This is a genomic window from Priestia sp. SRI_019, from assembly GCF_057586255.1.
Window position 1 is genome coordinate 38,182 of the sequence record NZ_JBYCZN010000003.1, and the last position, 23,784, is coordinate 61,965.

General features: G+C 39.2%; 22 protein-coding genes. 13 read left to right on the forward strand and 9 right to left on the reverse strand.

Annotation, left to right across the window (positions count from 1 at the left end):
* The first annotated feature begins 14 nt into the window (after positions 1 to 14).
* The 3 genes from AC2YJL_RS18560 (at position 15) to AC2YJL_RS18570 (ending at position 4,445) form a co-directional block, all read left to right on the forward strand.
* Positions 15 to 1,220: an ornithine--oxo-acid transaminase gene (locus AC2YJL_RS18560; protein ID WP_013055371.1), complete on the forward strand. Its 1,206-nt coding sequence runs from the start codon at positions 15 to 17 to the stop codon at positions 1,218 to 1,220.
* 103 nt (positions 1,221 to 1,323) lie between these two features.
* The gene (locus AC2YJL_RS18565; RefSeq protein ID WP_230931773.1) at positions 1,324 to 3,003 is read left to right on the forward strand and encodes a M20/M25/M40 family metallo-hydrolase; all 1,680 of its coding nucleotides are present in this window, start codon (positions 1,324 to 1,326) and stop codon (positions 3,001 to 3,003) included.
* Between the two features lie 23 nt (positions 3,004 to 3,026).
* Entirely contained in the window at positions 3,027 to 4,445 is a 1,419-nt protein-coding gene (locus AC2YJL_RS18570; protein WP_028407441.1) for an amino acid permease, read from the forward strand.
* Between the two features lie 29 nt (positions 4,446 to 4,474).
* On the opposite strand, the gene AC2YJL_RS18575 is transcribed toward AC2YJL_RS18570, so the two are convergent.
* The 3 genes from AC2YJL_RS18575 to AC2YJL_RS18585 all read right to left on the reverse strand — a co-directional run bounded on the left by AC2YJL_RS18575 (position 4,475) and on the right by AC2YJL_RS18585 (position 7,487).
* Positions 4,475 to 5,887, reverse strand: coding sequence for a sigma-54 interaction domain-containing protein (locus AC2YJL_RS18575; protein WP_195695383.1), 1,413 nt, complete (start codon positions 5,885 to 5,887; stop codon positions 4,475 to 4,477).
* A 104-nt stretch (positions 5,888 to 5,991) separates the two neighbouring features.
* Positions 5,992 to 6,855, reverse strand: coding sequence for an SDR family oxidoreductase (locus AC2YJL_RS18580; RefSeq protein WP_230931774.1), 864 nt, complete (start codon positions 6,853 to 6,855; stop codon positions 5,992 to 5,994).
* A 140-nt stretch (positions 6,856 to 6,995) separates the two neighbouring features.
* Positions 6,996 to 7,487, reverse strand: coding sequence for a YajQ family cyclic di-GMP-binding protein (locus tag AC2YJL_RS18585; protein ID WP_013055376.1), 492 nt, complete (start codon positions 7,485 to 7,487; stop codon positions 6,996 to 6,998).
* A 255-nt stretch (positions 7,488 to 7,742) separates the two neighbouring features.
* On the opposite strand from AC2YJL_RS18585, the gene AC2YJL_RS18590 reads away from it, so the two are divergent.
* Complete coding sequence (locus AC2YJL_RS18590) at positions 7,743 to 8,606, forward strand: CvfB family protein (RefSeq protein ID WP_116515080.1); 864 nt, start codon at positions 7,743 to 7,745, stop codon at positions 8,604 to 8,606.
* Between the two features lie 34 nt (positions 8,607 to 8,640).
* On the opposite strand, the gene AC2YJL_RS18595 is transcribed toward AC2YJL_RS18590, so the two are convergent.
* Both AC2YJL_RS18595 and AC2YJL_RS18600 read right to left on the reverse strand, forming a co-directional pair.
* Complete coding sequence (locus tag AC2YJL_RS18595; protein WP_013055378.1) at positions 8,641 to 8,772, reverse strand: DUF3941 domain-containing protein; 132 nt, start codon at positions 8,770 to 8,772, stop codon at positions 8,641 to 8,643.
* Positions 8,773 to 8,824: 52 nt separating this feature from the next.
* The gene (locus tag AC2YJL_RS18600; protein ID WP_195695381.1) at positions 8,825 to 9,685 is read right to left on the reverse strand and encodes a DegV family protein; all 861 of its coding nucleotides are present in this window, start codon (positions 9,683 to 9,685) and stop codon (positions 8,825 to 8,827) included.
* A 256-nt stretch (positions 9,686 to 9,941) separates the two neighbouring features.
* Here AC2YJL_RS18600 and AC2YJL_RS18605 point away from each other — a divergent pair, with 256 nt between their 5' ends.
* Positions 9,942 to 10,781 (forward strand): YitT family protein, encoded by an 840-nt coding sequence (locus AC2YJL_RS18605; protein ID WP_192100719.1) that lies wholly within the window; start codon positions 9,942 to 9,944, stop codon positions 10,779 to 10,781.
* A gap of 37 nt (positions 10,782 to 10,818) precedes the next feature.
* On the opposite strand, the gene AC2YJL_RS18610 is transcribed toward AC2YJL_RS18605, so the two are convergent.
* From AC2YJL_RS18610 to AC2YJL_RS18620, 3 genes are all read right to left on the reverse strand, one after another.
* Positions 10,819 to 11,580 carry a DUF3813 family protein gene (locus tag AC2YJL_RS18610; protein WP_195695380.1) on the reverse strand — a complete coding sequence of 254 codons (762 nt, stop codon included), beginning with the start codon at positions 11,578 to 11,580 and terminating at the stop codon, positions 10,819 to 10,821.
* A 3-nt stretch (positions 11,581 to 11,583) separates the two neighbouring features.
* Complete coding sequence (locus AC2YJL_RS18615; RefSeq protein ID WP_013055382.1) at positions 11,584 to 11,736, reverse strand: hypothetical protein; 153 nt, start codon at positions 11,734 to 11,736, stop codon at positions 11,584 to 11,586.
* A 118-nt stretch (positions 11,737 to 11,854) separates the two neighbouring features.
* Complete coding sequence (locus tag AC2YJL_RS18620) at positions 11,855 to 12,667, reverse strand: Cof-type HAD-IIB family hydrolase (protein ID WP_195695379.1); 813 nt, start codon at positions 12,665 to 12,667, stop codon at positions 11,855 to 11,857.
* 235 nt (positions 12,668 to 12,902) lie between these two features.
* On the opposite strand from AC2YJL_RS18620, the gene AC2YJL_RS18625 reads away from it, so the two are divergent.
* Entirely contained in the window at positions 12,903 to 13,211 is a 309-nt protein-coding gene (locus AC2YJL_RS18625) for a metal-sulfur cluster assembly factor (protein ID WP_013055384.1), read from the forward strand.
* A gap of 30 nt (positions 13,212 to 13,241) precedes the next feature.
* Here AC2YJL_RS18625 and AC2YJL_RS18630 read toward each other — a convergent pair whose 3' ends face one another.
* On the reverse strand, positions 13,242 to 13,940 hold the full coding sequence (locus AC2YJL_RS18630) for a Crp/Fnr family transcriptional regulator (protein WP_050691041.1): 699 nt from the start codon (positions 13,938 to 13,940) through the stop codon (positions 13,242 to 13,244).
* 352 nt (positions 13,941 to 14,292) lie between these two features.
* On the opposite strand from AC2YJL_RS18630, the gene argC reads away from it, so the two are divergent.
* The 7 genes from argC to argF all read left to right on the forward strand — a co-directional run bounded on the left by argC (position 14,293) and on the right by argF (position 23,769).
* Positions 14,293 to 15,336, forward strand: a complete 1,044-nt coding sequence (gene argC / locus AC2YJL_RS18635; RefSeq protein ID WP_251567127.1) for an N-acetyl-gamma-glutamyl-phosphate reductase — start codon at positions 14,293 to 14,295, stop codon at positions 15,334 to 15,336.
* Positions 15,337 to 15,385: 49 nt separating this feature from the next.
* Complete coding sequence (gene argJ / locus AC2YJL_RS18640) at positions 15,386 to 16,618, forward strand: bifunctional ornithine acetyltransferase/N-acetylglutamate synthase (protein ID WP_372586374.1); 1,233 nt, start codon at positions 15,386 to 15,388, stop codon at positions 16,616 to 16,618.
* Positions 16,619 to 16,630: 12 nt separating this feature from the next.
* A complete protein-coding gene (gene argB / locus AC2YJL_RS18645) occupies positions 16,631 to 17,455 on the forward strand; it encodes an acetylglutamate kinase (RefSeq protein WP_230931776.1) in 825 nt (274 codons plus the stop codon).
* A complete protein-coding gene (argD, locus tag AC2YJL_RS18650; protein WP_251567130.1) occupies positions 17,421 to 18,575 on the forward strand; it encodes an acetylornithine transaminase in 1,155 nt (384 codons plus the stop codon). The genes argB and argD overlap by 35 nt, the downstream gene beginning before the upstream one ends.
* A gap of 70 nt (positions 18,576 to 18,645) precedes the next feature.
* On the forward strand, positions 18,646 to 19,719 hold the full coding sequence (locus tag AC2YJL_RS18655) for a carbamoyl phosphate synthase small subunit (RefSeq protein ID WP_121944379.1): 1,074 nt from the start codon (positions 18,646 to 18,648) through the stop codon (positions 19,717 to 19,719).
* Complete coding sequence (gene carB / locus AC2YJL_RS18660) at positions 19,712 to 22,822, forward strand: carbamoyl-phosphate synthase (glutamine-hydrolyzing) large subunit (RefSeq protein ID WP_230931778.1); 3,111 nt, start codon at positions 19,712 to 19,714, stop codon at positions 22,820 to 22,822. Before AC2YJL_RS18655 ends, carB begins: the two co-directional genes overlap by 8 nt.
* Positions 22,819 to 23,769, forward strand: coding sequence for an ornithine carbamoyltransferase (argF, locus tag AC2YJL_RS18665; protein ID WP_195695374.1), 951 nt, complete (start codon positions 22,819 to 22,821; stop codon positions 23,767 to 23,769). Before carB ends, argF begins: the two co-directional genes overlap by 4 nt.
* Positions 23,770 to 23,784: the final 15 nt, after the last annotated feature.

Genomic DNA, 23,784 nt, shown 5'->3' on the forward strand with positions numbered 1-23,784 from the left:
AAGGAGGAGTAAATATGACAACTGAAACACAAAAAACGGTGAAAATCATTGAGCAAACAGAAAAATTTGGGGCACACAACTATCATCCGCTGCCGATTGTAATTGAAAAGGCAGAAGGCGTATGGGTACACGATCCAGAAAATAATAAATATATGGATATGCTAAGCGCTTATTCCGCTGTTAACCAAGGACATCGTCATCCAAAAATTATTGAAGCATTAAAACGTCAAGCTGATAAAGTAACGTTAACGTCACGAGCGTTTCATAATGATCAGCTTGGTCCATGGTATGAAAAGATTTGTAAATTAACAAATAAAAATATGGCTCTTCCAATGAATACGGGAGCAGAAGCGGTGGAAACAGCCATTAAAGCTGCACGCCGCTGGGCTTACGATGTGAAAGGCGTTGCTGAAAATCAAGCACAAATCATCGCATGTGTGGGCAACTTCCACGGTCGTACAATGACAGCTGTTTCATTATCGTCTGAAGCAGAATATCAACGTGGTTTTGGACCGATGCTTCCGGGGCTTCAAACCATTCCTTATGGTGATTTAGAAGCGTTAAAAGCTGCTATTACACCAAATACAGCCGCATTTTTAATTGAGCCAATTCAAGGTGAAGCAGGTATCGTTTTACCTCCAGAAGGCTTCTTAAAAGCTGCAGCTGACTTATGTAAAGAACATAATGTGCTATTTATTGCTGATGAAATCCAAGTTGGCTTAGCGCGTACAGGCAAAATGTTTGCTTGTGATTGGGAAGGCGTAGAACCAGATATGCTGATTTTAGGTAAAGCGCTTGGAGGAGGAGTTTTCCCTATTTCTTGCGTAGTCGCTAATGAAGACATTTTAAGTGTCTTTAACCCTGGCTCTCATGGTTCAACATTTGGAGGAAACCCGCTTGCTTGTGCCGTATCATTAGCTGCTTTGGAAGTAATTGAAGATGAAGAACTTCCAGCGCGCTCATTAGAATTAGGTTCTTATTTCAAGCAGAAGCTCCAAAGCTTAAGCAATCCAGTTATTAAAGAAGTGCGCGGCCGAGGTCTATTCATCGGGGTAGAATTACACGAAGAAGCTCGTCCTTATTGTGAAAAATTAAAAGACCAAGGTTTGCTTTGTAAAGAAACGCACAGTACGGTTATTCGTTTTGCTCCGCCGCTAACGATTTCAAAAGAAGAGTTAGACTGGGCAATTGAACGAATTGAAAAAGTATTTGCTGAGTAATCGGTTTAAAGTAAATAAAAATAGTACGATATGTATATATCGTACTATTTTTATTCATATGCAGCTAAATAACGTTTTTATTTGATAGGCAGGAGGAATAGAAGTGTATATCCAACTCTCACAGCTAAGCATGGAAGAGCAAGTTGAATGTTTAACAAAAGCGTTAGTGAAAATCAAAAGTATCAATGGGACAATCGGCGAAGTAAAGATTGCTGATTTCATTAAAAACACGCTTCAAAGTTTTCCTTATTTCAAAGAAAATCCCCTTCATGTTTGGGAACAGAAAATTAATGGCGATACGCTAGGTAGAAAAAATGTATTTGCTTTTATTCAAGGCAGCAAAAAAAATGCTCAAACAATGATTTATCACGCTCACTTAGATACGGTTGGCATTGAAGATTTTGGTCCATTAAAAGACATAGCATTAGATCCAGAAGAACTTCAGCGCTATTTCTCTATGCATAACATTAATGAAGATGTACAGCGAGATGCTCGCTCAGGTGAATGGATGTTTGGAAGAGGAGCCGTTGATATGCAAAGTGGAATTGCTGTACATTTAGCCAATGTGCTGCATTTTACTAAGCATCCAAATAAATTAGAAGGAAACGTCCTTTTTATGGTCAACCCAGATGAGGAAAGTCAGCATGCTGGAATTATTTCTGCTGTTTCTGAACTGAACCGTTTGAAAAAAGAAAAAAATCTTTCATATGTAGCAGCGATTAATACCGACTTTATTACACCTCTTTACGATGGAGATTCCACGCGCTATATTTATACAGGAGCCGCTGGGAAACTGCTTCCATGTTTTTATATTTACGGAAGGGAGGTACACGTAGGAGATACGCTTGCTGGTATAGATCCTAATTTGATTGCATCTGAGATTACAGGAAGCATCCATAACAATATTAATCTAGCTGAAAATATTGAAGGAGAGCTGGTACTGCCACCTTCCTGTCTGTATCAACGAGATAATAAAGAGGCTTATAATGTGCAAACTGCTGTAAGTAGTCATTTGTATTTTAACTATTTCATCTATGAACGAACGGCCAAAGAAGTGATGAGTCAATTAATTGGATTATCAATCGAAGCATGTGAAAAAGTGGAGGAAAAACTTTCTGATTATTACGAATTTTTTGTTCGGAGAACGAATTTACCAAAGCGAAACTTGTCTTGGAAAGTAGATGTTGTGAGTTTGGAAGATTACCTGGAAGAATTGGATCAAAAAGAGATAAATGCTCAGGCTTGTATTGAACGAGCTTTTGAACAGTATGCGCATTTAGAACTTAGAACAAGGTGCTTTAAAGTAATTGAAGAACTTCAAAGGTTAGATCCGCATCAAAGTCCGCGCGTAATTGTCTTTTTTGCACCGCCTTACTTGCCTCATAATCACTTGAAGAAAGAAGAAAGCAGAGATCAGCAGCTTCTTTATCCCTTGCAAGCGGCTGTGGAGAAGGTTGGAAAACAGACGGGAGAGACGTTTCAGTTTAAAAAATTTTTCCCCTACCTAGCGGATGGCAGCTTTTTATCTCTTCATGAGACAGATGAGGAAATCGATGCTTTTACACGTAACTTTCCGGGATGGGGGATTGCAGGGGCGATTCCTTTCCGTGAAATTCGAGAATTAAATATTCCGTCCATCAATATGGGGGTATATGGGAAAGACGGACATAAGTGGACAGAGCGAGTGTACAAGCCTTATTCGTTCGCCGTCCTTCCTAAGTTGATTCAAGAAACAACTGTTCAGATGCTAAAAAGTAGTCATGCTTGTACAAACCACATATAAGAAAATGAAGAACGGAGGTACCGATGAATAGACATACAGAACAAAACCAATTACAGAGAACAATGAAAAGCAGACATTTATTTATGATTGCGTTAGGAGGCGTGATTGGAACAGGCCTATTTTTAGGTTCGGGTTTTACTATAAGCCAGGCAGGGCCGGGAGGAGCCATTCTTGCATATATAATAGGCGGCTTCCTCATGTACTTAGTTATGCTTTGTTTAGGAGAGCTAGCGGTAGCAATGCCGGTTTCAGGTTCCTTTCAAGAATACGCTACAAGGTTTTTAGGGCCTTCTACAGGCTTTATGATTGGATGGCTGTACTGGTTCAGCTGGGCAAATACGACAGGGCTTGAATTTACGTCAGCAGGAATTTTAATGCAGAGATGGTTTCCTGATGTACCTATATGGTCATGGTGCTTGATTTTTGGCGTCATTACATTTTTAATTAACGCTCTTTCTGCTCGAAGCTATGCTGAAACTGAGTTTTGGTTTTCGAGTATTAAAGTTACGGCTATTATTCTATTTATTTTAATTGGAGGAGCTGCTGTTTTTGGTTTTATCGATTTCAAGGGAGGAGAATCCGCACCGTTTCTTTCACATTTCACCCAAGGCGCAGGTCTTTTTCCAAATGGAATACTGGCAGTTTTATTGACTTTAGTAACGGTTAACTTTTCGTTTCAAGGAACGGAGCTGGTCGGCATTGCAGCAGGAGAAAGTGAAAGTCCTGAGAAAACGTTGCCGAGATCTATTCGAAACGTCATTTGGAGAACGCTGTTTTTCTTTGTGTTAGCTATGTTTGTTTTAGTCTCTATTCTGCCATACAAAACAGCAGGCGTCATTGAAAGTCCGTTTGTTGCCGTATTAGATCAAATTGGCATTCCATACGCAGCGGATATCATGAACTTTGTCATTTTAACAGCCGTTCTATCAGTGGCGAACTCCGGCGTTTATGCTGCTTCTCGGATGCTTTGGTCACTGTCAAACAGCAATATGGGGCCAAAACCTTTGAAGAAATTATCTTCAAAAGGTGTTCCAATTAACGCATTAATTGTGACAATGATTATTTCAGGGTGCTCGTTGATTACAAGCGTCGTGGCTGCTGAAACCGTATATCTTTGGTTTATTTCAATTTCAGGAATGGTAACCATTATTGTTTGGATGTCCATTTGTGCCTCTCAATTTATGTTCCGCCGTCGTTTTTTAGCGGAAGGAGGAGACATAAAGGAATTGAAATTTAAAACGCCGCTTTATCCGTTCGTTCCTATTCTAGGTTTTTGTTTGTATGGACTGGTATTAATCAGCTTAATTTTTATTCCGGATCAACGAATTGGTCTTTACTGCGGTGTCCCTTTAATCATTGTACTCTACGTGTATTATCACGTAGGAATCAAGAAAAATATTGATCAAAAACAATCGGATTCACCGGTTTATAAAGCAAAATAAAAAAGAAGTGCACTGTGCACTTCTTTTTTTTATTTAGAGCGGATGTTTAATCGTTTCATACGATACTGCAAGCTTTGTCTGGTCAGCCCTAGTATCTTAGCACTTTTTGAGATGTTGTGGCTGTGTTGTTCAAGCGTTTGTTTAATACATTCGGCTTCGAACGATAACAGCTGTTCCTTTAAAGGAAGAGAAGGGTGAAAAGCGCTTGGATAAGAAGGTGCGTCACTGCTTGCTTTATTTTCAAAATGTTCATGCTGCTTTAGCTGGAACTTCGTTCTGTATTGGAAAGGAAGGTGAGAATAGTGAATAACATCTTCGTCCATTACCAAGTTCATTGCACCTTCAATAATGTGTTCTAACTCCCGTACATTCCCTGGCCAGTCATAAGAGAGAAAAGAAGACATGACTTGGTGATCTACGGTTTTTACATTCATCTGAAACAAATCATTGTATTTTTTGATGAAAAACTTTGTTAATTCAATAATATCTTCTTTTCGTTCACGAAGAGGAGGAATAAAAAGTGTCACGACGCCAAGTCGATAATATAAGTCTTTGCGTAATCGGTTTTCTGCAATCGCATCGATTGGATCTTCATTCATGTTCGCGATCACTCGAACGTTAACCGGTTTGTCCACTGTATCCCCAATTCTTCGTACGGTTTTTTCCTGCAGCACTCGAAGAAGCTTAGCCTGAAGATTTGGGTTTAACGAGTTGATTTCATCTAGCAGTAATGTGCCTCCTTGCGCTTGTTCGAAAAGACCGGGATTATCCATTGCACCTGTAAAAGCTCCACGTTTCGTACCGAATAAAAGGCTTTCAATTAAATTATCCGGTAGCGCAGCACAGTTTTGTGAAATAAAAGGAGCAGAAGAGCGGCTGCTGCCATTATGTATGCTTTGAGCAAATAGTTCTTTTCCCGTGCCTGTTTCTCCAATAATTAAGACATAAGAAGGAGTTCTAGTAGCGCGCTTGGCGTCTTCAATCACATCGTGAACCGCTTGACTGTTTCCGATGATGCTATCAAACGTAAAGCGTGTGTTTCCTTTTTGCCTAATGTTTTGCCGGATTAGACGCTCTAGTTTCGTCACGTCCTGAGCAATTTCAACCGCTCCTTGAATGACCCCGTCTTTTAAAATAGGGAAGGTATTATTAATCGTCGTGATTTCTTGTCCTTGATTGTTGAAATATGTTTGCTTGACGTTAACCGTTTCTTTTCCTTTTTGCAGCGCCTGTACAAGCGTGCTTTGCTGATTTTCTTTGAACATAAACACATCTAACAAGTTTTTATGTAAAACGTCTTGTTCATCCATCAGCTCCATCTTTGTCATCTTTTCATTATAAATAATAGTTTTTCCTGTTTCATCGACCGCATGGATACCGGCATCGACTTTATTTAAAATGGTTTCGTATATATGTTTAAGAGTGCTTAATGTATCGGTCATTCAAATACTCTCCTTTAGCGGTGTTCATATCTCTATTTAAACAAAAATAGCTGAATTCTGATAGTGTTTCCACATAAAAATAAATGAATGACCGAAGAGAAATGTTATCCGTTTACAATGGATCCCCCATTAATGTGCAGAACTTGCCCGGACATATAAGAAGAATCAGAGCTTGCCAAGTATACATAGGCCGGTCCGAGCTCAGAAGGCTGTCCTGCTCGTTTCATAGGTGTATTAGACCCAAATGTCGCAACTTGCTGTTCGTCGAACGTAGACGGAATAAGAGGTGTCCAAATGGGTCCCGGAGCTACGCCGTTGACGCGAATGCCTTTTGTTGCGAGCGAAGCTGATAAAGAACGTGTAAAAGCAACGATAGCCCCTTTGGTTGAAGAGTAATCAATCAGCTGATCATGCCCATGGTAAGCTGTCACAGACGTTGTATTAATAATAGCGCTTCCTTGTTTTAAATGAGGCAATGCAGCTTTGGTCAGATGAAAAATTGAAAAAATATTCGTTTGAAACGTACGAGTAAGCTGTTCAGTCGTAATATCCGTAATGCTTTTTTGAGGATGCTGTTCAGCTGCATTATTGACTAAAATGTCTATTTTACCGAAAGTCTGGATGGCCTTTGAGATGACTTCTTGACAAAAATGCTCATCTCCTATGTCACCAGCAAGCAACAAACAAGAAGCTCCCATGCGTTCAACCTGCTTTTTAGTTTCATTTGCATCATCATGTTCATTAAGATAGGTCACAACAACATTTGCGCCTTCTTTCGCGTAATGATAAGCGACAGAACGTCCAATTCCGCTGTCTCCTCCCGTGATAACAGCTACTTTGTTCTGTAATTTTCCGCTTGCCTTATAGTCTGGAGCGATAGAAGTAGGGATTGGATGCATCTCTTTTTCAATACCTGGCTGCGCTTGCTGATGCTGAGGAGGGAAGTTTTGTTTTTGATTTTGATTCATTGGTATACACTCCTTCATTAATATGAGTACGTAAGCGTATACTAGTATTTGTTAAGAAAGTGTATCTATGCATAGGGATAAGATTGGACGAATAGAAAGAGGCGTTAAAAGAAAAAATGAATGCCGAGGGCATTCATTTTTTAGCGGTAATTAATAAATTGTACATCAATAGGTAAATCAGCGCTGCGGATAGCCGAAATAATTTGCTGCAGGTCATCCCTATTTTTACCGCTTACGCGAAGCTGATCATCTTGAATTTGGCTTTTTACTTTTAAACCGGTATTTTTGATAATTGTATTTAGCTTTTTAGCGTTGTCTTTGTCGATACCTTGAATTAGCTTGGCGCGTTGTCTAACCGTTCCTCCAGAAGCATTCTCAATTTTGCCGTATGAGATATTGCGTGTAGGTACACCGCGTTTAATGAGCTTAGAGATCAGTACGTCTTTTAACTGTTCAAGCTTAAATTCATCATCTGAAATAAGAACAAGCTCTTCGTTTTCGAGCGAGATTTCGCTTTTGCTGCCTTTAAAATCGTAGCGGGTTTTAATTTCTTTTGTTGCCATGGTAATGCCGTTCGTTACCTCTGATAAATCGACTTGTGACACAATGTCAAATGAACTATCTTTAGCCATAATAACCTCCATATGTAAAGAGTTTGTTCTTTTATTATAAATAAAACACAAACTGTATACAACTGATATTGAATAGAGAGCCGGTAATTGATACAATACAAGTTATGCTTTTTGTTGTAAGCTATAGAAGCAGCTTTTTTAAACAATGCATGCATTTAAGTTGATTTGAAATTTAAAATGCTGTTCGATGCAAAGTGAGAAGGTATGTGGTGACGGAATAGTCACTACTAATTTATATAAAGGATGGATAGAACGATGAATGTAGAAGCTGGGATGAAAGCGTATTTAACAGTAAACCGTGAAACGCCGATTGGTTATATGTTAGCAGAAGGCGAAGAAGAAATTTTGCTACATAAAAATGAAACAACAAGAGAACTTGCTGAAGGAGAAGAAGTAGAAGTTTTTCTATATCTTGATCAGCACGATCGCTTAACGGCAACGATGCACTTACCTCTTGTTGAAGAAGGAGTCTATGAGTGGGTTGAAGTCGTAGATGTTAATCCAGGTTTAGGCGTGTTTGTAAATATCGGAATGAACAAAGATATGTTAATTGGTTCAACCGACTTACCTGCGCTAGAAGAGCTGTGGCCAGAAGTTGGAAACAAAGTTTACTGTACAATGAAGATTTCAAAGCGCGGTAAGATGTACGGGAAAATTGCTACAGACGATGTCATGAAAGCAATGGCATTGGATGCTCCGCCTGAACTTTTTAATCGTGAAGTGAGCGGATATATCTATCGCGTACTGCGCGTAGGTTCATTTATTATGACAGATGAAGGATATGTTGGATTTATTCATGAAAGCGAGAGACGCAAAGAACCAAAGCTTGGTACGTATGTAACAGGCCGTGTCATTAATGTAAAAGAAGATGGAACGCTAAACGTCTCGCTTCTTCCGCGCAAGCAAGAAAGCATGGATGAAGATGCACAGGTACTATACGATTACATGGAAAGCCGCGGTGGCGTGATGCCATTTTGGGATAAAAGTTATCCAGAAGATATTCGTGAGCGTTTTAATATGAGTAAAGCTGCGTTCAAACGTGCGCTTGGTAAACTGATGAAAGAAGGAAAAGTTTATCAAGAAGAAGGATGGACATATTTTAAAAAAGAAGAAAACTAAAAGGAGAAGCCGCTGAAAATTCAGCGGCTTCTTTTTATAAGTGATCAGTTTTTTTAGAAAATGAATGTTTTCCAAGCTCACGGTTATGCTTAGCTTGCAGATTCTTTTCGTGAAGCTTTGCATTATTATCTTTTGCTTTTTTATCGTTATCGCTCGTTTTTGGCATTGTGATACACCCCTTTTTGGTCGTACCTTTAGAATGCCCTGATCTCTTTAAATTATTCGATGGTTTCGTTCAAAAAGAAGACTGCAATCGTCCCTGGGCCAGAGTGAGAACCTATGGCTGCACCAATAATATTAATAATAAAATGTTGGGTTCCAAAACGTTCTTGAATCATCTCTTTCAGCTGAAGAGCTGTTTCTAAATCATCTCCATGGCTAATTCCAATGGTTTGAGAAGAGAGATTTTTCCCTCGCTCTTCCATTACGTCAAGCATGCGTTTAAATACTTTTTTACGGCCGCGGATTTTTTCGATTGGAATCAATTTTCCATCTTCCACATGAAGCAGCGGCTTAATATTAAGCAGACCTCCTACAAAAGCAGAAGCTTTGCTAACCCGTCCTCCTTGAGCAAGAAAATCTAAGTCATCGACCGTAAAAATATGTTCCATATGCAGCGCGTATTGTTTTATTTTTTCTGTCATCTCTACAAGTGAGAGGTTTTGTTGTAGCAATTGTGCTGCATAATAAGTAACTACTCCCTGGCCAAGAGATGCACATCTCGTATCGATTATCTCTAATTGGAAATCGGGATACTTTTCTAGGAGTTCTTCTCGAATCATCATTGCTGTTTGATATGTACCGGATAATTCTGAAGAAAAAGCTAAATAAACGCACGAATTACCTGATTTAGCTATGTCCTCAAAGACCTCATACATAGTAGTTGGAGCCGCTTGAGATGTTTTTGGCATCTTGCCTTTACGGATGGCTTCGTAGACAGAAGCTGGCTCAATGGTTTGTAGATCTAAAAATTCTTGATTATCCAGGCTTACGCGAAGCGGTAAAAAGCCAACGTTATTTTCTTGAAAAAAGGATAAAGGCAAATCGCTTGCACTATCGGTTAAAAGTTTAATTGACATAAATGTCACCTTCCTAATTGCATTTATAAAATATTAAATGAGTTTGATGTATAAACATTGAGAAGCGTTATATACGACATAGTATTAGTGTATAAGCACTTTGAGGAAAATACAATTTTTGAATAAGTTTTTTTAATTCTGCCAAATCGTACATACTATATGTACTAACTATTTTAAAGATGCTGACTTTATTCATTTTATAAATGGGTATAGGAGAGTAAGAAGTTTTAAAAAAGCGGAGGTCGGTCATTTGAATATGTGGCTTGAAACAAAAAAAACGATAGTCGTCTTGGTAGGAGCATTATTGAATGCGCTTGCACTCAACTTGTTTTTGATACCCGCTAATGTATATTCGAGCGGCTTTACAGGAGTAGCGCAGCTTGTTTCGAGTATCGTGACAGATTACACCCCTTTTACTATTTCCACTGGAGTGCTGCTGTTGTTGTTAAATATTCCTGTAACTATTTTAGGGTGGAAAAAAGTTGGGAAGTCATTTACTGTTTACAGCTTTATCAGCGTTGCTGCAACAACTTTGTTTCTTGGAATTATTCCTATTCAAGCACTTTCTAAAGACATCATCCTTAACGCAGTTTTTGGAGGCGTTATTTTAGCGGTAGGGGTAGGAATTACGTTGAAGTTTGGAGCTTCAACTGGTGGGCTCGATATTATTGCCCTGATTTTATCTCGAGTAAAGGACCGACCAATTGGCACTTATATGTTCATATTAAACGCAATTATTATCGTGCTAGCAGGTCTTTTATATGGGGCTGAGAAGTCACTCTATACGCTTGTGACGCTTTATACAACTACTCGCGTCATTGATGTTATTCATACGCGTCATGTCAAACTCACAGCAATGATCGTAACGAAAAAAGGAGTGGAGCTAAGAAAGGCAATTCACGCCAAACTTGTGCGAGGGATTACGGCGGTACCGGCTAAAGGCGGCTTTACAAACGAAGATAAAGAAATGCTAATGATTGTTTTGACTAGATACGAATTATTTGACTTGGAGCGAGTGATTAAAGAGGTAGATCCTAAAGCATTTACCAATATCGTTCAGACAACGGGAATCTTTGGTTTGTTTCGCAAGGATTAAAAAAGGTCCAGGTATTCATTACCTGGACTCTTTTTTATTAATGTGTGCCTTTTAAGTCATTAGAAAGCTCTTGAAGCTGAGCTTGTTCTTCAGGAGAAGCATTTTGCTGCGCATGAGACAGCATATCAGCTGCAATGTTTTCATCAGAACCTGCAGACGTATGAGCCTGAGACGTTTGATGATTTTGACCAGCAGCTCCCAATGTATTCTGAAGCTGCTGAAGCTGAGCTTGTTCTTCAGGAGAAGCGCTTTGCTGTGCATGAGACAGCATATCAGCTGCTACGTTTTCACTAGACGTGTGAGCTTCACGGTGAGCGTGAGACTGACCGCCCTCTAAAGTGCTTTGAAGCTGTTCAAGCTGGCTCTTTTCTTCAGGAGAAGCATTTTGCTGTGCATGAGATAATATATCAGCTGCCACGCTTTCACTGGACGTGTGAGCTTTACCGTGAGCGTGAGACTGACCGCCTTCTAAAGTGCTTTGAAGCTGTTCAAGCTGTGCCTTCTCTTCGGAAGAAGCATTCTGAACGATATGAGACAGCGTATCGGACATAATGTCTGCGCTTTTCTCTTGTGAATGTGATTCTCCATCTGTATCATACGCTTGATGCAATGAGTTTTGGAATTGCTTCAGCTGCTCTTGCTCCTCAGGAGAAGCGTTAGAAGCAATACTGTTTAATACGCCTTCTGAAATATCAAGTTCCCCGTTGCCGTGCTTTTGACGATGAAGCTGATCTTCTGAATGGCCGGATACTGCGTTTCGAATCGCATCTTTTACTTGACCAAAAAGTGAATTTTTCATAAGTTACTGTCCTCCATGAGGAGTTTGGCGCTGCTGAGCTTGAAATGCTTCTGCCTCTGCCATAGTCATATGATAAGGAATTCGTTCATCATGTTTTTGAACTGCGTCTGCACCTTGTTTCACAAAACGTTTTGATCGATTGCCTCTGCCCATCATAAATTCCTCCTCGTAATATAAATAAAACCGACACCTTAAGAAGTGTCGGTTATAGTGTGTGCTAAATAAAAAAAATGATAGCGATAAAAATTTACCTTGCTTTTCAAAAAAAGCTAAGTTATAAATTTAACGTTTTTTCCAAATAATAAGCAATACCGTCATTTTCATTCGATTTTGTTACTTCACGCGCTAGCTGTTTTAATTCGTTAATACCATTTTCCATGGCGATACCGTGTCCTGCAAATTTAATCATTTCAAAATCATTGTCTTCATCTCCAAACGCAATAATTCGTTCGCGTGGAATTTGATAATGATTAGCTACGCGCTCAAGACCTACAGCTTTATTAAGTCCTTTTTTTACAATTTCAACGACATGCCAAGGTGCTCCCCAGCGTCTGTGTTCTAGTACTTCTGCATGAACATCTGAAAGGTGAGAGCGTATATCTTGCACATGTTCTTCATCTGCGTGAATTAAAATAGACGTTGGGTCGTGCTGCAGCGTATGACGCAAATCACCCGTTTGTAATTTAGGATCCCCTAGGCTAAGTACATCCATTAATTTTCGATCTTCAAAATGAAGATACACATCATCTTGTACTTCTGCCATGATATTGTTGATGCGATAGTCTTGCATAGCTGTCACAATGTCATGGACAGTGCGGCGGTTTAAAGGTTCGTGATGCGTGCCGAAATCAGGCTGAAGGGGGTGATGAACAAGCGCTCCGTTAAAGTTTACGATAGGCGTGGATAAATTTAATTCGCTGTAATACATAGCACTGGAACGATAAGGTCTACCAGTTGCAATCATTACAATATGTCCTTCTTGTTTGGCTTTTTCTAATACCCGTTTTGTTGTAGGTGAAATGGTTTTTTCATTCGTTAACAATGTTCCATCCAGATCTAAGGCGATTAAGTGTTGATTGTTTCTCATATAGGGCTCCTTTTAAATTGAAGTAGTTATACGATTATATTGAATTCTACTAATATTCATGCTTGTATTCCCATATTTTACACAACTTTTCCTTAGGAGCAAAGCAGAACGATTGACATGCAAAAGCTGTCTTGTTACGGTGTAAGACATAGTTATTGATTGCTTACGATAATTTGTTTAAGGGTATATTTAATACGTGAAGATAATTACGGAAGTAAGAGAAAGGAGAATGAATATGGATAAACAGTTAGAAGATAAAATCATGGAATCACTAGAAGAAGTAATTGATCCAGAGCTTGGCGTTGATATCGTAAATTTAGGCTTAGTGTATGGTGTAGAAATGGAAGAAAACAACACAGTTATCGTGACGATGACGTTAACTTCTATCGGCTGCCCGCTGGCTGGTGTGATTGGCGAACAAGTGAAAAAACAATTAATTTCTCTTGAAGAAGTAGAAAATGTAGAAGTGAATATCACATTTAATCCTCCATGGGATAAAGATCGAATGACGCGCTACGCTAAAATTGCATTAGGTGTTCAATAAGAAAAAAGCCATCAACGATGGCTTTTTTTCTTATTCAATTCTGCACAATTCCAAAGGGCAGTCCTCACAGTCTATTTCTTTCTTTAAAAAAGAGAGCTTATGAATGATGATTTTTCCATCTGCCATCGAAATCACTTCGTTTTTTCGCAACTCAGCGAGCATGCGATTGACCACTTCTCGAGATGTCCCGCATAGATTGGCGATTTCTTGATTTGTCAACGTTACGTTTAATAAGATACCATTTGGCTTCATTACTCCAAAACTATTAGACATGCGGATCAGAGTAGAGTAGAGAGCACCTTTTTTTCCATTTAGAATTAAGTCTCTAAACTTTGTCTGCATTCGCTTGATTTGGAGTCCCATCCACTTCATGTACTCCATAGAAAGAGCAGGGTATTGTGCTAGTTCGTTTTCTAACAACCGTTTTTGAATACTGATTGCTGTACAAGGTTCAATGGCTTTTGCTTGGAGCATATGGGGAGTAGATCCGCAAAACAGCATGACTTCCCCGATTAAGTCTCCTGAACTCGCCAGCTGAAGCGTCAGTTCGCGTCCTTCCGGCGTCACTTTACCTACTTGCACGGCCCCTGACGTAATAAAAAATAAATGAGTTGAAGGTGAACCTTCTTGAAAGAGAAAGTCACCTTTTTCAAACGAAAGCTTATGATCAAAGTTCATAAAAAATTGCTGCAGCTCATTTGAAAAAGAATCCGTTGTGATGTTCATCATGTTATCACCTTTTAATTAAAATTTTTGCGACTGTTATTTATGAATCTATTAAGTTAGAACAGTCTGTATATGCTGTACGTCCACTAGCCGTATGAAAAAAATGTCATACGGATGATTTTATCGATATTCTTATTATACACAAAAACAACCAGTGTTTTCCAAAACTATCTGTGAACAATTTCTAAACAAAAATAGAAAGATAGTTATAAAAATAAAAACTTATGAATAAATAAAAATGTTTAAAAATATAGAATAAAGTGTTGGATTTTTTAAATATTCATTTGATTTTATTTTTATACGGTATTATAATGATAAATAATTCAAATAGATACGTGGAAAAAGGAGTTTTAAAATGAAAGAATACAAGGTAGGAATTGTTGGAGCAACAGGGTATGGAGGAGTAGAACTGATTCGTTTGTTAGCGAATCACCCACATTTTCATGTTTATGCAGTTTATTCATCCTCTCAGGATGGGGTGGAACTAGCAGAAGTTTATCCTCACCTTTCTAATACTGTATATACGCTGCAAGATATAAACCCTAAGAAGATGGCTGAAGAATTAGATTTAGTGTTTACAGCAACTCCGTCCGGTGTTTCTAGCAAACTTGTACCTCAATTAATAGAAGAAGGAATCAAAGTAGTAGATCTATCTGGAGATTTTAGATTAAAAACAGAAGCGCTTTATGAAAAATGGTACAAAAAGCCTGCTGCAGCCGAAGCATTTTTACAACAGTCTGTGTATGGATTATCAGAATGGTTTGCAGACGAAGTCGAAAGCAGTACGTTCGTTGCGAACCCGGGTTGTTATCCAACAGCTACACTGCTTGGGCTAGCTCCCCTCGTTAGTAAACAAATGGTGAAATCAAACTCTATTATCATTGATGCGAAGTCCGGAATCTCAGGAGCAGGGCGCGGGCTTTCGCAAATGGCTCATTATGCTGAAATCAATGAAAATATGAAAATATACAAAGTTAATCAACATCAGCATATCCCAGAAATCGAATCTATTTTAGAAAAGTGGGATGAGGAAATTGGCCATGTTACGTTTAGTACGCACTTAGTTCCAATGACGCGAGGGATTATGAGTACAATATACGCTGAACTTTCTGAAGAGAGCTCAGTTCAAGAGCTCCATCAGCTATATGTAGATACATATCAAAACTCCCCGTTCGTTCGCGTTCGAAAAGCTGGTGAATTTCCTTCTACTAAAGAAGTAAGTGCATCAAATTATTGCGATATCGGTATTACATTTGACGAACGAACAAAGCGTGTCACGATCGTTTCTGTCATTGATAACTTAGTAAAAGGGGCAGCCGGTCAGGCCATTCAAAATGCCAATATCATGATGGGATTTGAACAGCAAGCGGGTATCGGACTACTGCCTGTCTTCCCATAAAGTCAACAGCATCACTAATCACGATAAAAGCAGGAGGGAACGTATAGTGATTACGGTTAAACAAACGAAAGAAAAGATAAAGAAAATAGAGAACGGTACAATTGTAACGCCGGTAGGTTTTTCAGCAGACGGCGTTCATGCTGGTTTACGTTATGCTAAAAAAGATTTAGGAGTTATTGTAAGCGAGGTGCCAGCTAATTGCGCAGCTGTTTACACGCTTAATGCCTTTCAAGCAGCGCCTTTAGCTGTTACAAAAGAAAGTGTAGCAGTGGAGCAGAAGCTGCAAGCGATCGTTGTGAACAGCGCATGTGCAAATGCATGTACGGGAGAACAAGGATTAAAAGATGCATACCAAATGCGAAATACATGTGCGAAAAAGCTTAATATCCTACCTCATCATGTAGCGGTAGCTTCTACAGGCGTAATTGGAGAGCTTCTAGATATGGAAAAAATCGTGAAAGGCATTGGGTTGTTAAGTCCTTCGTCGAACAAAGAAAAAGCAGAAGAATTTCAAACGGCTATTTTAACAACAGATACAGTGATGAAGTCAGCTTGCTATGAAACAAAAATTGACGGCAAAGTAGTTACTATTGGAGGCACAGCGAAAGGATCAGGCATGATTCACCCAAATATGGCTACGATGCTTAGCTTTATCACAACGGATGCTAAGGTTGAAGCTTCAGTGCTGCAAGATGCGCTAGGTTCTATTACAAATAAAAGCTTTAATCAAATTACAGTGGATGGTGACACATCGACAAATGATATGGTTGTTGTTTTAGCAAATGGAAAAGCTGATCACCAGTCGCTTACACCAGATCATCCTGAATGGAATTCGTTTTATGAAGCACTGCGCTTGACGTGTGAAGATTTAGCCAAACAAATTGCACGCGACGGTGAAGGAGCAACAAAACTAATTGAAGTAAACGTATCTGGGGCTCATACAAACGAAGAAGCAAATGTGATTGCTAAACAAATTGTGGGCTCGAATCTAGTGAAAACGGCCATGTATGGAGCCGATGCCAATTGGGGACGAATTATTTGTTCAGTTGGGTACAGCGGAGTAGCGCTTAATCCAGAAACAGTGAATGTTTCGTTAGGCAATATCCAGATGTTAGAAAACAGTCAGCCTGTTTCATTTAGTGAAGAAGAAGCAAAGGCTTATTTAGAAAATGATACGGTCGAAGTCTATGTTGACTTGCAGCAGGGAAATGGAATTGGCAAAGCGTGGGGCTGCGATTTGACTTACGATTACGTCAAAATCAACGCCAGTTATCGAACGTAAGGAGAGAGTGAAATGAGCAATGAAAAAATCGTCGTTGTAAAATGCGGAGGCAGCATTGTCAATCAGTTAACAAGCGCTTTTTTTGAAAGTATTCAGCAGTTAAAAGCGAGTGGATATCAGATCATTGTTGTGCACGGAGGCGGACCTGATATTCAAGATACGCTTACCAAACTTCACATTGAAACGGAATTTGTAGATGGGCTTCGAAAAACGTCCAAAGAAGCATTAGAAGTTGTGACGATGGTATTAGCAGGCAAGGTTAATAAGCAGCTTGTAAAAGATCTACAAAAAGCGAACTTAAAAGCGGTAGGACTATCAGGAATTGATGGATTATTGCTTAAAGCAGAGGCAATTGATGTGGAACGTCTAGGTTACGTTGGAGAAGTAAAAGGCGTAAACGATACATTATTAAAACAACTAACTGACAGTCAGTATATTCCAGTTGTTTCTTCCATTGGAGCAGATGAAGAAGGTAATAGCTATAATATTAATGCTGACGTGGCAGCCGGAGCCGTTGCACAAGCAGTAAATGCTGAAAAGCTGATGTTTGTAACGGATGTAAAAGGTGTGTTAAAGGATGGAACATTGCTTCCAGAACTTACAAAGTCAGAGATTGATGCACTTATTGAAGAAAAAGTAATTTACGGCGGAATGATTCCGAAAGTAACATCAGCGGTAAATGCGTTATCTCCTTTACTTGAAGAAGTTCATATTATTAGCGGAACTGATGGATTTTTAGATAAGGAAGGAAAGCTGATTGGTACAGCAATTAAATATAGTGGAAAAGGTGGAGAAGATAGCGATGAGTTCATTGTTTCCAACATATCAACGGTTTGATATCCATGTGGAAGAGGCGCAAGGAACAAAATTAATAGATAACAAAGGAAATGAGTATTTAGATTTTATTTCAGGTATCGCTGTTTGTAACGTAGGTCATCGTCATCCTGATGTTCAAAAAGCGGTGGAAGAGCAGTTAAATAAAGTGTGGCACGTGTCAAATTTATTTCATCAATCGATTCAAGAAGACGTAGCAGGTAAGCTTGTGGAACATTCAAACGGTGATGCAGTATTTTTCTGTAACAGCGGTGCAGAAGCCAACGAAGCGGCGATTAAATTAGCGCGCAAGTACACACAAAAACACAAAATTATTACGTTTACAAAATCATTTCATGGACGTACATTTGCTACAATGACAGCTACAGGGCAGGCAAAAATTCATGATGGCTTCGGTCCTCTTGTTAATGAGTTTGTTTACGTGCCATACAATGATGAAGAAGCATTAAAACAAGAAATGGACGACAGCGTAGCAGCAATTATGGTTGAAGTCATTCAAGGAGAAGGCGGAGTGGTTCCAGGAACCGAAGCATTTTTATTAACCATTCAAGAGCTGTGTAAAAAGCATGAAGCACTGTTTATAGTCGATGAAGTGCAAACTGGAATCGGCAGAACAGGAAAACCATTTGCTTATCAGCATTTTAACGTGTCACCAGATATTATTACAGCAGCTAAAGGATTAGGAAGCGGAATGCCGGTTGGTGCGATGATTGGAAAAGGATATCTCAAAGAAGCATTTGGACCTGGTACTCACGGAACAACCTTTGGAGGAAACCCAATTGCACTAGCTTCAGCCAAAGCAACCTTAAACATTATTTTTAATGAAGCATTTTTGGCAGAGGTTACAGAAAAAAGCCTTTATTTTACCAATGCTTTGAAAAATAGCGTAGCAGATTATTCATTTGTAACCGATATTCGTGGAAAAGGTTTTATGATTGGAATTGAATGCGGAGAACATCAGTCAGCATTGCTTGCAGCTATGCGTGAAAAAGGATTGCTAGCACTGGGAGCAGGACCGCATGTAGTACGATTGTTGCCGCCGTTAACTGTAACAAAAGAAGAGTTGGACCAAGCGATTCATATCATTGAAGAAGCGTTTAGCCAAACAAAAATTACTTCATAATACAAATTTTTTTGAATATGTTTGTATAAAAATTCTGTTTTATAAATAATTATTCGAAGAGGGATGCACAATGAACGGATATTTACACTTAGCAAACGGCGATTCGTTCGCCGGACACATTGAACATACAGCAACGCACCAGGCAGAAGGAGAAATTGTTTTCTTTACTGGAATGACTGGTTATCAAGAAGTTGTGACTGATCCATCTTACAAAGATCAAATTATCGTCTTTACGTACCCTTTGATTGGGAACTATGGTATCAATGAAAAAGATTATGAAAGCAAAAAGCCTCATGTAGCAGGCGTTGTCGTATACGAATGTTCAGATGAAGGGTTCCATTACGAAGCCATGTACAGCTTTAAACAATATTTAAAGAAATGGAACATTCCGCTTATTACACATGTGGATACGAGAGCGGTCGTAAAACGAATTCGAAAAGAAGGTACGATGCAATCTGCCTTTTCGACATCTGCTGAGCCGCCAGCATTTACTGCTGAATGCGATGGATATGTAGTAAAAGAAGTATCAACAAAAGAGCCTGTTACTTACGGAAACGGTGAAAAACACGTTGTATTAATGGACTTTGGCTATAAAAAATCAATTTTACAAGAGCTGTTAAATCGAGAGTGCAAAGTAACAGTTGTTCCTTATTCTACAAGCTCTTCACAAGTAAAAGAGCTGCAGCCGGATGGCATTGTCTTATCAAACGGACCTGGAGATCCAACCCAAGTGAGCAGTCAGCTGGATGAATTAAAAGAAATTATTTCATCGTATCCAACTTTAGGAATTTGCTTTGGACATCAGTTAATTGGGCTTGCTTTTGGGGCACAAACCAAAAAGCTGGCGTTCGGTCACCGAGGAGCTAATCAGCCTGTAATTGATTTAACGAATAACAAAGTGTGTATGACGTCTCAAAATCACAGCTATGTCGTAGACGAACAGACGATTACGTCTACGCCATTAAACGTTCGATTTAAAAATGTGAATGACGGATCGGTTGAAGGTTTAATGCATAAAGACCTTCCTGTTATGTCAGTTCAATACCATCCAGAAGCACATCCTGGACCAAGTGACAGCACGTATATCTTTGATGAATTTATGACGAAAGTACAGCAAGTAGGGAGCGGAAAAGTATATGCCTAAAGACCAAACGTTAAAAAAGATTTTAGTAATCGGATCAGGACCAATCGTAATTGGGCAAGCAGCAGAATTTGATTATTCAGGAACTCAGGCATGCTTGTCATTAAAAGAAGAAGGTTACGAAGTTATCTTAATCAATAATAATCCAGCTACCATTATGACGGACACTCACGTAGCAGATCGAATCTATTTTGAACCATTAACAGTAGACTGTGTGGAGAAAATTATTGCAAAAGAAAAGCCGGATGGTTTGTTAGCAACATTAGGCGGACAGACGGGTTTAAACTTAGCCCTTGAGCTTCATGAACAAAACATTTTGCCGAAATACGATGTGAAACTTTTAGGAACACCGATTGAATCAATCAAAAAAGGTGAAAGCCGTGAAGAGTTCCGCGCATTGATGAATGAACTGAATGAACCGGTGCCGGAAAGTGAAGTTGTTACAAAAGTAGAAGAAGCGTTAGCTTTTGCCAAGAAAATTGGTTTTCCTGTTATTGTACGTCCTGCTTATACATTAGGCGGAACGGGCGGAGGAATTGCTCATTCTATGGAAGAGCTTGAAAAGCTTTCAGCGTCAGGTTTGCGTGAAAGTGCTATTACTCAGTGCTTAATTGAAAAAAGCATCGCTGGATTTAAAGAAGTTGAGTATGAGGTTATGCGCGACGTAAACAATACGTGCATCACAATTTGTAATATGGAAAACATCGATCCCGTAGGCGTCCATACTGGAGATTCGGTAGTCGTTGCTCCTTCTCAAACACTAACAGACGTGGAATATCAAATGCTTCGCTCTGCTTCAGTTAAAATTATTTCATCGCTTGGCATTATTGGCGGTTGCAACATTCAGTTTGCGCTTGATCCAAAAAGCAAGCAGTACTATTTAATTGAAGTAAATCCGCGTGTGAGCCGTTCGTCTGCTCTTGCATCAAAAGCAACTGGCTATCCAATTGCTAAAATTGCTGCAAAGCTATCGGTAGGCTACACGCTTCATGAGTTATTAAATCCTGTGACAGGAGACACGTATGCAAGCTTTGAACCTGCTCTTGACTATGTAGTAGTGAAATTTCCAAGGTGGCCGTTTGACAAGTTTTTCTACGCTGAAAGAACGCTTGGCACCCAAATGAAAGCAACTGGAGAAGTAATGGCTATTGACCGTAACTTTACACGTAGCTTCCAAAAGGCATTATCTTCTTTAGAAATTGACTTACAAGGATTAGAAGTAGAAGAACTGCAAGAACTTTCAACAGATGAATTAAAAAGCAAGCTGGGCGAACAAAGCGATGAGCGTATTTTTGTTATCCTTGAGCTTTTACGCCGAGGCACAACGTCTGAGTATATCCATGAAGTAACACAAATTGATTATTTCTATTTAACACACTTTGCACAGCTGATTAAAATGGAAGCCTCTTTAAAAGAAGTACGTTTTGATTCGATTACAGCTGAACACTTTAAACAAGTGAAGGAGCATGGTTTTACAGATGCGTATCTAGCAAACGTATGGAATGTGCCAGAACTTGACGTAAGAGCGAAACGTAAAGCATTACATATTACGCCAAGCTATAAAATGGTGGATACATGTGCAGCGGAGTTTGAATCTTCAACGGCTTATTTCTACTCTAGTTACTACGGCGAAAGTGAGATTGAACCATCAACGAATAAAAAAGTTGCGATTATCGGTTCTGGACCCATTCGTATTGGGCAAGGAGTAGAGTTCGACTACAGCTCTGTACACGGTGTGCTAGCTCTTGAAAAAGAAGGATACGAAACGATTTTAATTAACAATAATCCAGAAACGGTAAGTACGGATTTTGAAGTAGCAGATCGCTTATATTTCGAACCTGTAACAGTAGAAGACGTATTAAATGTTCTTGATGCTGAAAATGTGACGGATGTAATTGTTCAATACGGAGGTCAAACAGCTATTTCGCTTGTTAAAGGTCTAGAAGAAGCTGGCGTTAATTTATTAGGTATTACAAATGATGTCATTGATGCACTTGAAGATCGTGACCTGTTTTATAAGCTCTTAGATGACTGTGATATTCCTCATATTCCAGGTGAAATGGCGAAAGATGCGAAAGAACTTGTACAAAAAGCAAAAGATATGGGATTCCCATTACTCATTCGTCCTTCTTACGTGATTGGCGGAAAAGGTATGCTGACAATTCAAAACGAAACCGAGCTTCAGGCTTGTTTACCGGCTATTAAAGCGTCTCATTTCCCAATGCTTATTGATGCTTACTTCCCTGGAAAAGAAGCAGAAGTTGATGTGGTAGCAGACGGAAAAGATGTGTTGATTCCGACAATCGTTGAACATATTGAAAAAGCCGGCGTTCATTCAGGAGACAGCTATGCGCTTTTACCAGCAAAAACAGTAGAAGCAGCACATAAAGAAAAAATAGTGAGCTACGCTCAAAAAATTGTAAACAAACTTCAATATAAAGGGATTATGAATATCCAATATGTTATTTACAACGATGAAGTCTACATGCTGGAAGTTAATCCGCGTGCCAGCCGTACAGTCCCTGTAGTAAGCAAAGTGTGCAACACGCCGCTTGTTTCGCTATCAACTCAAATATTGCTTGGGAAATCATTGTCGGAAATTAGTGAAAAGCTAGGTTTATTGCCGGATCCAGCTTACACAACTATCAAGTTTCCAGTGTTTTCGACAAGTAAATTATCAGGAGTTGATCCACTTGTTGGACCGGAGATGAAGTCAACTGGTGAAGGAATTGCGATTTCTTCAACGATTGAAGAAGCAGCAAAAAAAGTATTCCATCAGTATGTGTTAAGTAAAAAAGGTGCTGCAGAAGTGTATATCAACGGAGAAGCGCAGGGCCTTGAAGAACTTGTGCAAAGCGCGGGCTTAACTCTTGTTAAAGATAAAGAAGTTAGTGAATGGGTGAAAACGAAAGAAGCTTTATTATATGTAAGTTTACAGCCTGAAGATAAAGAAAGCCGTATGTCAGCGTTAAAACACGGTTTAATGGTTATGACGGAGGCAGAAACGGCTTCGCTATTTTTCCAATCGTTCCAAGTAGATGAATATCACGTTTCATCACTGCAAGAATGGTTTCAAAAAACTAAAAAGGAAGTGACAGTATCATGAGTACAGTATCGGTAAATACCAATTTAAAAGGAAAAGATTTGCTTACGCTTAAAGATTTATCATCAGACGATATTATGTCACTTTTGGAAAGCGCCATTGAGCTGAAAGAAAAGCATAAAAATGGTGAAATCGTAACATCGTTAAAAGGAAAAACGCTGGGGCTCATTTTTGAAAAATCTTCAACAAGAACAAGAGTCTCATTTGAAGCGGGAATGATGCAGCTTGGAGGAAACGCCCTCTTTTTAAGCAGCCAGGATTTACAGATTGGACGCGGAGAAACGATTGCTGATACAGCGCGCGTACTATCTGAATTCATCGATGCTATAATGATTCGTACGTTTGAACACAGCAAGATCGAAGAGCTTGCAGATTACGCATCCATTCCCGTTATTAATGGTTTGACAGATGATTATCATCCTTGTCAAGCTCTAGCTGATTTATTAACGATTTACGAGCACAAGAAATCATTTGAAGGGCTAAAAGTAGCTTACGTTGGAGACGGAAATAATGTAGCGCATTCGTTAATGATTGCATGTGCAAAAATGGGGATAGATATTTCAATTGGATGCCCTGATGGATATGAGCCAAAAGACTTTGTAACAGCTTATGTTAATAAAATAGCTGCTACAACAGGGGCAAAGGTTACGATTACAAAAGATCCTGTAGAGGCTGTGAAAAATGCCGATGCTATTTATGCAGACGTATGGACAAGTATGGGACAGGAAGAAGAAGCACAGCAGCGCTTGAAAATATTTGCTCCTTATCAAGTAAATGAAGAGCTAGCTGCCTATGCTAAGTCAGACTATTTATTTCTACACTGCTTGCCTGCGCATCGTGAAGAAGAAGTAACAGCAAGCATTATTGATGGACCAAATTCTGTTGTCTTTCAGCAGGCTGGAAATCGTATGCATGTACAAAAAGCTTTGCTTCAAGCAATTTTAGGCTAAGAAAAAAACCTTTCT